Raw genomic sequence first — 14058 nt, forward strand, 5'->3', positions numbered from 1 at the left:
CCACCAACCTCCACGACCCAACCGGCCTCCAACCCATCACCACAGAACAACTCGACGCCTACCGCAAAGCCAACTCCCCCAAATGGGGCACCGCACTCGCCATCGCCGCAGGCATCGGACTGGCCTTCGTCCCCGGCGCCCAAGGCTTCGCCGCAGCCCTCTTCGCCGGAGCAGTCCTCGGAGGCGGAGCCAGCCTCATCGACCAAGCCTGCAGCGGCTACCCCATCAACCCGCAACAAGTCGTAACAGACGCCCTCTGGGGAGTGGCAGGCGGAGCAGCGGGCTGGGGCCTCGGCAAAGCCTTCCAATGGGCAGCCAAAACCCCATTGGGACAAAGCGCCATAGGCTGGGCAAGGCAACAGGCCAACAAAGTGCCGGTCCTCCGCGATGTCATCCACCGACTCGGGCCGAACGGAAGACCATCCCGACCCGGGGCAGTGGACCTGGCTTCACCTCAACGGAGAACACATATCCTCGACGGAGACGCTACCGGCGGCGGGCATCGATGGCCCGGATTACCGGGGAAGACGCCATTCCCGCGTCACTGGAGCGACGACAGAATCATGGAGACCATCAGCGAAATCGCCACGGATCCTGCAGCATATGTACGGAACCAGACGGGCCCCCCGAACTCATTGACCACCAATGCAGGATCTCCTGCAGTACACGTTATGGAGTCAACCAAAGAAGGAGTCCCGATCAGAGTCATCACAAAACCGCTATCAAATGATGGGATCGTCACTGGGTTCCCAACCAAGTGGCCGCCCGTGAGAGCAACCCCAGGAGAGCTGGCACTCAGAAATGAACTCGCACTCGCAACCTCAAAAGTTGGGGAAGAATGAGATGATCTTCACGCAGTGGCGAGAGAGGAGAGGCCAGGCCAAGCGGCGCCGCCATTTATATGAAGAGGTCCGCAAGATTTGCCATCGATACAAAGGTCATTGGCCCCCTTATGTAGCACCACTAATCGAAGAAACATTCCTCCACGGAGAAGAAGGCATTGCCCTGGAGACGATCATATCGTGGCTCCATGAAACAAATATTGACCCCACCAAGGAAGAAAAGCAGGCGATAACGGAACTGGCTCGGCTGATAAACCTTCCGGAGGACGCCATCTATTTCACTCCAGAGTCTTCAACAAACAAACCAAGAACACAAAATCCCGGTCACCCCGAACCGGAGTTGACCCAAGTTCGACAGACCCTGCTGACACACTTCCATGAACTATTGAAGGCGCGCATGAAATCGCTCGATGCTTTCCAGAGGAAAAGGACATGACACTCTACGCAGCCCTTCCCGAGTACCGACACGTGGCCCTCGAGGAGAGCTACGTTCTCGGCATCACCATGACTCCGTATCGACTGGACTTCCAGCTGGAGCTGGTGGTGAAGCGGGAGCATCCGCTCTTCCGGGAGCCATGCGGCGGCGAAGTCTACTCTCCGGTCCACGGAACACTGCGGTTCGATCCACTGAAGGAGATTTCATGGGAGAGCGGAGGCCCCCCTGCCATTGACGCCGACGGCTCCAAGGACTACGGCAATTTGGAAGTGCTGGCCTGGGGAGGAAGCTACTACCGTTTCGAAGGTGGCTTCGGGACGATCAAACTTCGAGCCAACCGACCCACCCTCATATATCACGATTAGGGCCTGACTTTGCTCATTTAGTGCGTTCCTTGGATGGCGTGGAGCCAGGTCAGTCATGTTTGGGGGAGGGGGTCTTCGGCGGTGATGATGTGGTTGCCGGCTTGGATGGTGATGGTGCGGAGCGGCGGAGGGTGTTGACGAGGTGTCGGATGCTGACTTTGGTGCGTGTCTCGAGCCAGCGGGCGATGGCCAGGGCTGCGAAGACGATGGTGAGGTGAGCGTTTTTGGAGTCTCGTTTGTGGTGGTAGATCGGGCGGGCGGCCAGGTCACTTTTCGACATTCGGAATGATTTCTCGATCTGCCAGAGTTGGTGGTAGGCGTTGATCACGAAGTCCGGGGTGGGGTCAGGAAGGTTGGTGATGTAGCCCTTCCAGCCTGCCAGGGCACGGGCCTTGGCCTCGAGGGCCCGGTTGATGCTGGTGGTGGCTTCCTTGACCTGGAGGAAACGGTTCCGCTTGGGTGTGGTCCTGCCCGCCAGGATGTCCTCCGCCTTACGGATCTGCTCATCGATGCCCTTGACAGCGCGGCGGGCCCGGCTGCTGCGGTACTGGTACCAGATCATCTCCGGACTCTGGGACGTCTTGGGGCCGCGGGCCCAACGTTGTTCAACGACCAGGTGATCCTCAGGCTCCTGCCTGGAGCACTAATGGCGTGGTTAGGATGGTGGGGTGAGCCCGGTTCTACGGAAGGTGAGGACGCGTCGAGGGCGACGGTTCAACACATCCCGCTCGACGATTGGCCAGGAGGGGAGATATGGAACAAACCACAAGAGAGGCTATCGAGTTTCCTTGGATGAGATCTCAACTCATTGATGCAGTGAGATCTCTTAGCGATCCTGTACATCAACGCACCAAATGGGGCCACTACGACCCCATGGAGCACTACTATGACAACCTCGATATCAACATCCACATCCTCTACGACGACTTCAGGGTTCTCCCGAACCCAGAGAAGAGTATTGCCTCCCTGATCTACGAATCCGAGGTTCTGCCTCTCAAGGCACTCGACGAGATCCTCGGCCCCCTGATCAAGGACCTTGGCGATGCACCCGACCACGTCTACCTGGATGACCCTCGCTGGCCAGCTGTGATCCACGCCGCTGCCGACGCACTGGCGGCCATGGAAGCCAATGAGCCCCGGGACGGAGCCCACCAACCCAAGTAGCCCGCCGTCGACAATGCCGACATCAGGTGCTGCTCCCCATTCAGGCTGGCCTTGTCACAAGCGACAGACGACCAATCAGCCGCACACGCCGCGGACGTCCCCCGCGAACACCAGCGGGCGGGTGGCGGAGCACAGGGTCGGTGCGACCAGCGTCGCCTCGTCGGCCCTCAACGCCGGGGAGACCCCCCAGGCACGCTCGGCACCGAGCAACGACTCCAGTGCTGAGGGTGCCCTGACTGTCTCCACCACGGTGTCGTCCGGGTTGAGACCAGCCGTCGTTGCGGCGTGCCGGAAGAACTCCTCCCTGCCCATCACCTGGTCGATGAGGCCCTTGGCCACCGCATCGTCAGCCGTGAAAACTGCCGCCCCGAACCCCCGGATGGTCTCCTCAGGGATGTTGCGGTGTTTGCTGACGTGCTGCACGAAGTGGTTGTACTCCCCGTCGACGAGTGCCTGGAGGCTGGCGATCTCCTCCTCGGTGGCGGATCGATACGGGTTGCCGAGGTCCTTGGAGCTGCCGGCGGTGATGTAGCGCTGGGTGATCCCTCCAGTGGTGGTCACCCCTGGGGTGGTGAGGGTGCTCCCGAGGGCGACGACGTCACGGTATTCGGTGAACGGCCCCATCATCACACCGATGCTCCCGATCGTCGATCCGTGATCGGCGGTGACCTCCGTGGCGGAGACCATCGAGTAGACCCCACCGGATGCGGACAGGCCCTCGACGTGGACGAGGACGGGCAGTCCCGTGCGAGCCCGGTAGCGCTCCACCGCGTCGCTGATCGCTCGGGACCCGGTGACGGAGCCGCCCGGCGAGTTGATGAGCAGGACCACCCCGGCGGCATCGTCGGCCGTCAGCTCGTCGAGCTGCTGCGCGATCTCGTAGCCGTAGGTTCCCGACGCGAGCAGCCCGCCCTCCCCCGGGGAGGTGAGGATCGTGCCGGAGACGGTGATGGCGCGCAGGCGCCCCTTGGCTCCCGCCGCACCCCACAAGGGACTCAGCGAGGTGCTGGCGCCGTCGGGGGTGATGCCCCGCACCAGGATCCCAGCCATGGCGATGGCGAACAGCCCGGACACGATCGACAGCACCACCGCCCCGAGCATGAGGCCCAGGCCGATGCCCGTGCCCAGGCCGAACCCGGAGCGGAACCCCGGGGTCCGGTTGGCGACGGCAGGGGCATACGGCCGTGGCGGCGGGAGGTAGGGAGAGTTTGACTGGGGCTCCTCCGAATGGCTCATGGCCCCAGTCAATCACGCCGAAGCGACGCCCGCTGGGATTAGGACGGCGGGTTCTCCCCATCGCCCGGCGGGCGCTTGCGCCATCCCTCGCCGCCGAGCTGCCACGGGTGCGAGCCCTCGAGCGGGCGGTAGTTCACCCCGCCTGCAGCCAACCGTTCCAGATGACCCTCCAGACGCACCTTGAACTCATCGACGTCGCGGCCCTCGGGATCGCTCCAGGCCACCTCGGCGAGAGCACAGCCGCGCGGCCACGCCGAATACTGGACGTGACGGTAGTTCTGCAGGAACTCGGACCACAGCTGGAACTGGGTGCCCAGCACCCGAGCCGCTCCCTCGGGGGACAGCCCCTCCGTCGGGTCGAAGGAGAGGGCCTTCTGCCAGGTGGTGATGGCCCACTGGGCGTAGGGCTCCTGCGGATCAGCGGACTGGTAGAAGTCGTAGTAGGTGTGGCTGGAGGGACTCATGATGACCTTCATCCCGTCCTCAGCGGCCTTCCCACCGATCTCCGCTCCGCGCCAGCAGTGGCAGATCATGCCCTCGACAATCCCGTCGGCGACGACCTCGTCCCAACCGATGGGGGTGACGCCGCGCTCGTTGAGCCAGTCCCTCATGTGGAGGGTGAACCAGCGCTGGATGTCAGCCACGTTCTCGACACCGAAGGACTTCGCACGCTCGGCCACCTCCTCGGAGGCCACCCAGTGGGTGGTCGGCACCTCGTCGCCACCGATGTGGACGTGTCGGGCCCCCGTCGCCTCAATCACCTGCTCCCAGATGCCGTGGACGAAGTCCATGACCTCGTCGGAGAAGTTGAGCACGTTGTGGTGGATCTCCGGGTAGTGGGCCACGCCGTCAAGCGCCGAGGGATCCGTGGCGAACTCAGGGTAGGCGGCCAGGAGGGCCGTCACGTGACCGGGGAAGTCCAGTTCAGGCACGGTCTCGATGCCGAGTGAGCGGGCATAGTCGGCGATGACCCGGATCTGGTCCAGCGTGTAGTACCCACCGTGCGGGGTCCCGTCGTCGCCCCAGAACCGGTTGGAGGTCTTGGTGCGCCAGGAGGCCACCTCCGCCAGGCGGGGATACTCATCCCAGGCCACCCGCCAACCCTGGTCGTCCGAGAGGTGCAGATGCAGGATGTTCAGCTTGTGGCGGGCCATCCAGTTGATGAAGTCCAACACGTCGTGAACTGGCAGGAAGTGACGCGACGGGTCGAGCATGGCACCCCGCCACGCGAAGCGGGGGGAGTCCTCGATGCGCGCCGCCACCAGGGGAACCGCCACCCCGAGCGGCGCGGTGAAGATCTCCGCCGGCGCCAGCTGCAGGAGGGTCTGCGCAGCCCAACCCGCGCCGCGCGGGGATCCTGCGACGATCGTGACCCGATCGGCGGTGACGTCGAGCCGGTACCCCTCCTCGGGCAGGTCGGAATCGAGGCCGACCTCGATCTCCCCCGAAGGGGCGATCGGCAGTGGCAGCCCCGTCGTCAGGCCCAGGGCCCGCTGCACGGCCTGCGCAGCCGACTCGGCCTCGGGACCGGAGGCCACGATCCGTGTGTTGCGGTCCAGCGTGAGACCCGTCCCTCCGAACTCGGCGGAGGTCGGGGCGGGTAGCAGTGCGGTCAAGATTCGACTCCTTCGTCATTGGGGATGATGGCTGAGGCTTCCAGGATCAGGACCTGATCCGGGTGGAGGGTAGGGGCAGTGACCCCCACGGCTTGCAGGACCGCCCCCGTGGCCTCGATCCCCGAGGCCAGCCACGGGGGCGCGATGAACCCGGCCGGGAGTCGGCCGGGATGGTTGGCCCGGACGCGGTAGCGGAGGTCGGCTTGCAGGCCGGGGAACCTGACCCGGCCCGCCACCTCGTCGGGTCCGGAACCGATGCTCGCGATGGAGTACAGGGCGCGACGACGATCCGGCGCGACAACCCCGTGCAGCCACAGCGGGCCCTGGCCCACGACCTCACGGACCATGTCGCCGCCGAGGATGAGCCCCCGCTCGACCTTGAACCAGTCGAACCAGTCCTTGAGTTCCGCCAGCTCCTCCTCGGTGGCCTCCGTCAGGTCCCATTCCACCCCGAGATGCCCCCAGATGGCGGTCCCGGCCCGGAAACTGAGGTCGTGCTCCCTGGAGGTGGTCTGGCTGCGTCCTGACGCCACATGGCTGCCGAGGCACTCGGGGGGCATGAGCTGCATGGTCCATCGGAGCATGTGTTGCCGCTCAAGCGGATCGATGCAGTCCGAGACCCAGAAACGCTGGACGTGGCGGGCCATCTCGAGGTCTATCCGGGCCCCACCCGAGGCACAGCTCTCGATCTCGAGGCCGGGGTGATCCCTGCGGAGACGATCCATGATCTCCAACGCCGCGGCGACCTGCCGCCCGTTGACGGCGCGTCCGCCACTGGCCTGGCTTCCTGCATCGAAGGTGTCGCGGTTGTGATCCCACTTGATGTAGTCGAGACGGTACTCCCGCACGAGGGCGTCCATGCGCGACCAGACGAGATCCCGGGCCTCGTCGATGGTGAGGTCCAGCACCTGCTGACGGCGCCACGGCAAGGGCCATTCCTCGTGCGCCGCCAGGATCCACTCGGGGTGCTCCCTCGCGAGTTCGGAATCGGGGTTGACCATCTCGGGTTCGAACCACAGCCCGAACTGCATGCCGAGCCCCCGCACGTGATCGACGAGGGGATGCAGGCCGTCGGGCCACACGGTTGGGTCGACCGCCCAGTCCCCGAGCCCCGCGGCGTCGTCGCGCCGCCCGAGGAACCAGCCGTCGTCGAGCACGTAGCGTTCCACCCCGATCGCGGCGGCGGCGTCGGCCAGTTCCAAGAGTTTCGGCAGGGTGTGGTCGAAACCCACCGCCTCCCACACGTTGAGCGTGACGGGACGCCTGGCATCGGGGGTGCCGGGCAGGGCCCGCACCCAGGCGTGGAAGCGACGCGCCGCCTCGTCGAGACCCTCGCCGTGGGTGAACCGGAGCACGGGTCCGGTGTGGGTCTCGCCCGGTTGGAGGCTCACCTCACCGGGATGGAGGGAATCCCCGCCCCCCAGTACCTGGTGGCCACCGGCCAGGCGCTCGACGTAGGTCCGGGAGTTGCCTCCCGTACCGATGTGAAGGCCCCACACCCGTCCGTGTCGGAACCCGAACCCCTGCCGGCCACACAGCATGACGGTCGGCGAGTCGAAACCGGGGCGCCCTCGCCGTTGCTCCCTCAGATGCGCACCGACGGTCACTGCCCGCCGTTGCGGGGCCCGTTCCCGGGTCCACCGTCCGGTGAAGTCGAGGAGTTCATCCGCCTCCAGCGGGACCGGGAGCGCCAGGTTCAGGGCGACGAGGTCGTAACGGTCCGCTCCGGTGTTCGTGACGGAGGCTTGCGCCTCAACCACTCCCCCGGCCGCGATCCGCAGGATCACGCTGGCCGTGAGGCCGCAATGGGGGTCCTCCAGATCGAAGACAGCCTCGTTGCCTCCCTCGACGGTGGTTCCCACCTCGACGGGACTCCCGTCGACGTGGACCGCGACCGTCCGGAGCCTCGGCGACCAGCACGTCCCGTCGGGTCGGTGGCCGCTGATCCCCGGCTGTCCCGTCCACCCCGTCCACACGGCGGGCAGCACTCCCGCCTCCAGCGGGATGTCGGGAACGTTGTCGACGTAGGCCCTCGCGAGGAGCTGCCCCGCGGACGCGAGGTCCGCGTCGTCCATCGCGCCCCAGTCCTCTCCCCAGTGCAGCACGGCTGGGAGCCCCGAGTCGCCCACGTCGATGAGGACGGCGGTCCCACCGCCACGCAGGTGGACGGTCCAGGCTTCGGGCATCGAGTGTCTCCTTGGGTTGTGGTCAGGCCGGGCCGGTGGAGCCGCGGATGATGAGTTCCGGTTGCAGGATGAGGGGGCCCGAGGGCGGGGTGCCGTCGATCTCGGCGAGGATGCGTTCCGTCGCCGCGATCGCGAGCTCCCGCCACGGGTTGGTGAGGGTGGTGAGCGCGGGTGTCGTCACGCGGGAGATGGCCGCGTCGTCGAAGCCCACGAGCTTCACGTCACCGGGGACCTGGACACCGTTCTCGGTGAGAACCGCCAGTGCGGCGGCAGCCATGTGGTCGGAGGCCACGAACAGTCCGTCGAACTCCACCCCCGAGTTGAGCAGCTCGAGGGCTGCGGTGCGTCCCGAGTCGGGATCGTAGTTGCCGTGCAGGACGGCCACGGGCTCGAGCCCTGCGTCAGCCAGGGCCGCACGGAAGCCCGTGGAACGCTCCCTCGCGGAGGCGATGTCCATGTGTCCCGAGATGGTGGCGATGCGACGGCATCCCCGTTCGACGAGGTGCGCACCGGCCGCCCTGCCCCCGGCCACGTTGTCCACGTCGACAAATCGTTCCGCGACGGAGAAGCCGCCGTCCTCTCGGGGCTGCGCCGCCGGTCGGCCCAGGAACACGCAGGGTCGACCGACCCGCTCCAGCAGGCTCGGCAGTTGGTCCTCGTCATGGTGGGAGACGACGAGGACCGCGTCCACATGGCCACCGACGAGGTACTCCTCCAGTTTGCGGCGGAAACTGCCGTAGGACAGGTAGAGCGCCATGTGCTGGTCGGTGTCCTCGAGCCGTTCGGCCACCGCGGCGACGGAGATGGAGAAGAAGGGATCGTGGAAGACGCGTCGGTGCGGTTCCGAGACGATGACTGCGATGGTGTTGGACCGCCGGAGCGCCAGCGATCTCGCTGCCTGGTTGGGCACGTAGCCGAGTTCCTGAATGGCCGCCTCGATGGCCTGCTGGGCCTGGGCGCTGACCCGATGTCCCCCACGGACGGCCCTCGACACAGTCGCCCGGGACACGCCCGCGACCCGTGCGACGTCGTCCAACGTCGGAGCCGGATTCCTTGCCGTCATTGCCACCTCCATCCGACGTGTGGGAGCGCTCCCAGGAGCCAAGAATCGCGTGATCCCACAGGTTTGTCAACACAGCGTCCCGCAGCGGGAAAACCCCGGGTGACGGGCCTCACAGTGGCCTGCCCCTCAGCACCCGCACGATGGGATGCGTCAGGGTAGCGACGTCCACGCGGGGGTCCCGGTCGGTGACGATGAGGTCCGCGCTGGCCCCGACCGCAAGGCCCTCGGCCCCCAGCCACCGACGGGCCCCCCAGCTGGATGCCCTGACGGCGAACTCCGCTCCGCCCAGGGAGGCCAGTTCCGCAACCTCGGCGAGGATCTCACCGTGGGGCACGACCGTACCGGCGTCGGTCCCGGACCAGACGGGAACCCCGGCCTCGATGGCCTTGCCGATGGTCTCGTGTCGCCGGGCGTGGAGGTCCATGAGGTGCGCAGCGAAACGCGGGTACTTCTCCCTGCCCGGCTCGGCGTACTGGGGGAACCGGTTGAGATTGATGATGGTCGGGACCAAGGAGGTGCCTCGGCGGGCCATCTCGTCGATGACGTCGTCGCTCATGCCCGTCCCGTGCTCGATGCAGTCGATGCCTGCGGCGACCAGTTCGGCAACGGATTGTTCGCCGAAGCAGTGCGCGGTGACCCGTGCGCCCTCCTCGTGGGCGGCGGCGATGGCCTCGGCGGCCACTGCGGCGCCGAAGGACGGCTCCAGATCCCCTGTCGCTCGATCGATCCAGTCGCCGACGAGTTTGACCCACCCGTCACCATCGCGTGCCTCGTGCCGCACCTGCTCGACGAGCTGCTCCGGCTCCACCTCCACCGCGAGATGGCGGATGTAGCGCCGCGTCCGTGCGATGTGACGTCCGGAGCGCACGAGCCGCGGCAGTCCTGCCTCCTGCTGCACCCACCGCGTGTCGGAGGGCGAGCCGGCATCCCGCACCAGCATCGTCCCCGCTGCCAGGTCCGCACGTGCCTGGGCGAGGGTGGTCTCGCGGCTGACCTGTCCCTCCACCCCGAGGCCGAGGTGACAGTGGGCGTCCACGAGCCCTGGGACGATGAAGGCGTCCCGGGCCACCGTTCTCGCGCCGGGGACGGGCTCGTCGGTCAACACACCGTCGCGGATCCACAGGTCCCGAGGCTCATCGTCGGGGATGAAGGTGCCATGGATGTGGAGGGGCTCTGCCGTCATGGCAGACAGCCTACGGCGAACAGGGGCCGGGCGCGCGCCCGGTCACTGCGAGTCGAGCATCCGCTTCAACTCCGGGGGCAACTCGAAGTCGTCCATGGACTGGGGCGCCGGCGCGGTCCGCCCCAGGGCACGCTCGGCGGCCTGTTGCTTGCGCTTGGCAGGATTCCCGGAGACCTTGGAGGCCCGCTTGGTCTGCTTCGCCTGCTTGCGGGCCTGTCGCTGTGCGGGCATGCCCGGCATCCCGGGCATCATGCCCCCGGCCATGCGCTCCATCATCTTACGGGCCTCGACGAAGCGGTTGACGAGGTTGTTGACGTCGGAGACCTGGACGCCCGCACCCTTGGCGATGCGGGACCGCCGCGATCCGTTGAGGATGCCGACGTCGTCACGCTCGGCTGGCGTCATGGAGCAGATGATCGCCTCGATCCGATCGACCTCCTTCTCGTCGATGGCGTTGATGGCGTCCTTGAACTGTCCCGCTCCGGGCAGTTTGCCGAGGAGCTTGGACAGCGGACCCAGCTTCCGCAGCTGCTGCATCTGGCCGAGGAAGTCCTGGAGGCCGAACTGTCCCTTGCCCTGACTCAGCTTCTCCGCGGCCTTCCGCGACTCCTCCGCGTCGAAGGTCCGCTCAGCCTGTTCGATGAGGGTCAGCACATCCCCCATACCGAGGATTCGACTCGCCATCCGGTCGGGATGGAACATGTCGAAGTCCGAGAGGGCCTCGCCGTCTGAGGCGAACATGATCGGCTTCCCGATCACCCGGGCGATCGACAGGGCGGCACCGCCGCGGGCATCGCCGTCGAGCTTGGTGAGGACGACGCCGTCGAAACCGATGCCCTCATCGAAGGCCTTCGCCGTGTTGACGGCGTCCTGACCGATCATGGCATCCACGACGAAGAGAACCTCGTCGGGGTTGACGGCCGCCTTGATGTCCGCCGCCTGCTGCATCAGCACCTCGTCGATGCCGAGTCGTCCTGCCGTGTCGACGACCACGACGTCGTAGAGGTTGCGTTCCGCATGCTCGATGGCCTGCCTGGCCACCTCGACGGGGTCGCCGATCCCATTGCCCGGCTGTGGCGCGAAAACGTGCACCCCGGCACGTTCACCGACGATCTGGAGCTGGTTGACCGCGTTGGGTCGCTGGAGGTCACAGGCCACGAGCAGCGGGCTGTGCTTGTCCTCCTTCAACCAGCGGGCCAGCTTGCCCGCCAGGGTGGTCTTGCCGGCACCCTGGAGGCCGGCGAGCATGAGGACGGTCGGCGGTTTCTTCGCGAAGCGGATCGGACGCGCCTGACCGCCGAGGATCGCGATGAGTTCCTCGTTGACGATCTTGATGATCTGCTGGGACGGGTTGAGGGCCTTGCTGACCTCGACGCCCAGGCACCGCTCCTTGACGGCTGCGATGAACTCCTTGACGACCGCGAGGTTGACGTCCGCCTCGAGCAGGGCGATGCGGATCTCGCGGGTGGTGGCGTCGATGTCAGCGGCCGTGAGGCGCCCCTTGTGGCGGAGCCCCTTGAAGACGTCGGCCAGCCTGTCCTGAAGCGTGTCGAACAAATCAGTGTCCCTCGGTTGATCTGGTGCGGCCCAAGAATACCGCGCCCGGGACGTCGGTCAGCGCGTGTAGGCGCTGGGTCCACCGACGGTTTCCGCTTCCCTCACCCCGGGGGCGAGGTCGACCCGAACCACCCATTCGCCGTTCTCCGGGCCGGCGTGGAACGTTCCCCCGGAGAGGTCGACGCGCTCCCGGATGCCCGTCAATCCGTAGCCCAGCGACAGCTGGGAGCTGCGCTGGTGGTTCGGCATCATGCTGCGGATCTCGAGCGAGACCTGCCCTCCGTGCACGCCCAGGTCGAAGGAGCACACGCTGCCCCGTCGCGCATATCTCATGATGTTCGTGGCGCCCTCCTGCATGGCCCTGGTGAGGGTGCGCTGCGTGATCGGAGGCAGTTCGTCACAGGCGCCGGAGATCCGCATGGTGGGTCGGAAGCCGGCGTCGACGAGGTTGCGTTCGAGTTGGCAACTGACGGAGGTCGGGCGGACCAGCGCCTGGGAATCCACGGTCTGGTCCTCGGACATGACATTGGTGAGCAACGCCAATTCCTGCTCGGCATCGCCAATGGACTTCTCGATCCTGGTCAGCGCGACCCGCAGTTCCTCCGGGTCCTCGCTCTCGCCGTAGGCCATGCACTGGAGAAGAATCACCGACAGGTGGTGTGCGAGCACGTCATGGAGTTCGCGGGCGAGAAGATTGCGTTCCTCGACGCGGGCCTGCTGGGCGGCCTCGAACAGTTCCTCGGCCTTCTCGCGTTGGGCCTGGCGCAGGGTGAGGAATTGCCGGAGAACCGCGAGACCGAACATCGCGAAGACCATGATCCCGATCGCGGACAACGCCTCCAGGGAGGGCGTCAGCAGACCCACGATGAGGACCGCGACGGTCCCGATGGTCACGAGTCCCACCCCGAGGCGACGCAGCGGACGGCCGGCGTTGAGCGTCTTCCAGGCCCCCATGAGGACCACCATGACGAGCGGGAAGAGGTGGGGCTCGGAGGAGAAGAACAGCGCCCCGAAGGAGATCACCGCGGGCACGGTGCCGACGGGGGCGTACCAGTAGAGCACCAGCACGGCGAGGTAGGCGATGGGTTCCCAGATGTTGTCCACCGAGGTTGGCCGGAACCACACGCTGTGGAAGAAGATCCCCATGGTGACGAGGGAGACCAGGGCGGGTTCGACATACTCCAGCCAGGAGCGTCCACGTGGTGTCCCCTCGTCGTCCCGGGAGGAGACCGGGGTTGGCTGGTCCGGCAGCACGAGGACGAGTTCCCACACCGCGTCACCGCGATCGACGCTGAGGGAACCGCCGAGCGCCTGCACCCGCTGGACGATGCGCACGAGTTCCTTCTCCTCGGCGAGCCGGGGTTCGAGCGGATCGGTGACCCGGACCATCAGCCGGGTCTCACCGGGCGGGCAGGCGAGGCGGATGCACACCTGGTGCGGGTGGAGTCCGGCTGCGGCGGCTGAGATCTGTTCGGCCACCCTGGCCAGGGTGAGCTGCGTGACGAGGTTGCGGGAGTCCACCTTGAGGTCGATCTGGCGATCCACCTCGATTCCCTGCTCCCGGAGTCGCCGCACGAGACCGTCGAGCACCTGTGAGGCGACGGGTGCCGCCATCGACTCGTCGCAGCCCTCGGCCACCTCGTCCTCCCGGAGCATCCCGACCAGGGCCCGGACCCGGGTGACGGCGTCCAGGCAGGCCGCCCGGATCTCCTCGAGCCGGTTCCGAAGTTGCTCGACAGCCAGCTCCGAGCGGGCCTCCTCGAGGGACTGCATGGACTGGGCGAGCCGGTGACTGACCAACACGCGCAGCTCCCCGGCGAGTCGCAACCGCTCGGCACCACGAATGGCGCTGGCGTCCTGGGCGAGGATGGAAACCTGAGCCTCACCACGCCTCAGGCTAATGGTTAATTTCCTTACGGCCAATCCCAATGCGGCACCCACCAAAGTGGTGAACGTATAGGTGGCATAGGTCGTGAGAGTCGCCCCCAGATCACCAATCTGAAGACCACGAATGGAGGCATATGCAAGAGCGACTATTTCCACGAACAGGAATTGCCGGAAACTGCCCACGGCAGCGAAGACCCCGGGCAGCAGCCAAGTGAGCATACCGTCAGCATCGAGGTTGCTCTCCGCCAATGACATCAGGGCTGGGACGATGGCCAGGAGGGCGCCGCGCACGGGGCGCCAGAGGAGGACCACGCAGGCTGCCAGCTCCGCCAGCTGCGCGAGGAGGAAGAGGGGGTTGCGATCGGGATGCCCGAACCAGTCGAGGAAGCCGAGCACGTAAAGCGAGCACAGCAGCACGACCAGCAACGGTCGCCCGATCGCCAACCAGCGGTCGACGGAGCGACGAGGCTCGAAGACAGTCCTGTTCATGTTGTTGTGAGTTCTGCTCGAACCCCGTCCCCCC

General features: G+C 66.4%; 12 protein-coding genes. 4 read left to right on the forward strand and 8 right to left on the reverse strand.

Translation table 11 applies throughout. The annotated features are described in order from the left end of the window. From EII35_RS11720 to EII35_RS11730, 3 genes are all read left to right on the forward strand, one after another. Positions 1 to 842: EndoU domain-containing protein (locus EII35_RS11720; RefSeq protein WP_185744302.1), on the forward strand; the 842-nt coding region annotated here is incomplete at its 5' end. A gap of 1 nt (position 843) precedes the next feature. Continuing rightward, on the forward strand, positions 844 to 1278 hold the full coding sequence (locus tag EII35_RS11725) for a MafI family immunity protein (protein ID WP_185744303.1): 435 nt from the start codon (positions 844 to 846) through the stop codon (positions 1276 to 1278). Continuing rightward, positions 1275 to 1643 (forward strand): hypothetical protein, encoded by a 369-nt coding sequence (locus tag EII35_RS11730; RefSeq protein ID WP_125228655.1) that lies wholly within the window; start codon positions 1275 to 1277, stop codon positions 1641 to 1643. The genes EII35_RS11725 and EII35_RS11730 overlap by 4 nt, the downstream gene beginning before the upstream one ends. Positions 1644 to 1692: 49 nt before the next feature. On the opposite strand, the gene EII35_RS11735 is transcribed toward EII35_RS11730, so the two are convergent. Further along, positions 1693 to 2259, reverse strand: a complete 567-nt coding sequence (locus EII35_RS11735) for an IS1634 family transposase (RefSeq protein ID WP_464115354.1) — start codon at positions 2257 to 2259, stop codon at positions 1693 to 1695. A 137-nt stretch (positions 2260 to 2396) separates the two neighbouring features. On the opposite strand from EII35_RS11735, the gene EII35_RS11740 reads away from it, so the two are divergent. Further along, positions 2397 to 2807, forward strand: a complete 411-nt coding sequence (locus EII35_RS11740; RefSeq protein ID WP_464115353.1) for an SCO4402 family protein — start codon at positions 2397 to 2399, stop codon at positions 2805 to 2807. A 75-nt stretch (positions 2808 to 2882) separates the two neighbouring features. On the opposite strand, the gene EII35_RS11745 is transcribed toward EII35_RS11740, so the two are convergent. The 7 genes from EII35_RS11745 to EII35_RS11775 form a co-directional block, all read right to left on the reverse strand. Beyond that, positions 2883 to 4043 carry a S49 family peptidase gene (locus EII35_RS11745; RefSeq protein WP_125228658.1) on the reverse strand — a complete coding sequence of 387 codons (1161 nt, stop codon included), beginning with the start codon at positions 4041 to 4043 and terminating at the stop codon, positions 2883 to 2885. Between the two features lie 38 nt (positions 4044 to 4081). Further along, on the reverse strand, positions 4082 to 5659 hold the full coding sequence (locus EII35_RS11750; RefSeq protein ID WP_125228659.1) for a beta-N-acetylhexosaminidase: 1578 nt from the start codon (positions 5657 to 5659) through the stop codon (positions 4082 to 4084). After that, complete coding sequence (locus tag EII35_RS11755) at positions 5656 to 7845, reverse strand: alpha-galactosidase (RefSeq protein WP_125228660.1); 2190 nt, start codon at positions 7843 to 7845, stop codon at positions 5656 to 5658. Before EII35_RS11755 ends, EII35_RS11750 begins: the two co-directional genes overlap by 4 nt. A gap of 22 nt (positions 7846 to 7867) precedes the next feature. Beyond that, complete coding sequence (locus tag EII35_RS11760; protein ID WP_185744304.1) at positions 7868 to 8908, reverse strand: LacI family DNA-binding transcriptional regulator; 1041 nt, start codon at positions 8906 to 8908, stop codon at positions 7868 to 7870. 109 nt (positions 8909 to 9017) lie between these two features. Next, on the reverse strand, positions 9018 to 10091 hold the full coding sequence (locus EII35_RS11765; protein ID WP_125228662.1) for an amidohydrolase family protein: 1074 nt from the start codon (positions 10089 to 10091) through the stop codon (positions 9018 to 9020). A gap of 42 nt (positions 10092 to 10133) precedes the next feature. Continuing rightward, complete coding sequence (gene ffh, locus EII35_RS11770) at positions 10134 to 11648, reverse strand: signal recognition particle protein (RefSeq protein ID WP_125228663.1); 1515 nt, start codon at positions 11646 to 11648, stop codon at positions 10134 to 10136. A 57-nt stretch (positions 11649 to 11705) separates the two neighbouring features. After that, entirely contained in the window at positions 11706 to 14024 is a 2319-nt protein-coding gene (locus EII35_RS11775; protein ID WP_125228664.1) for a sensor histidine kinase, read from the reverse strand. Positions 14025 to 14058 lie beyond the last annotated feature (34 nt).

The organism is Arachnia propionica (assembly GCF_003932785.1).
Taxonomy (GTDB): domain Bacteria; phylum Actinomycetota; class Actinomycetes; order Propionibacteriales; family Propionibacteriaceae; genus Arachnia; species Arachnia propionica_B.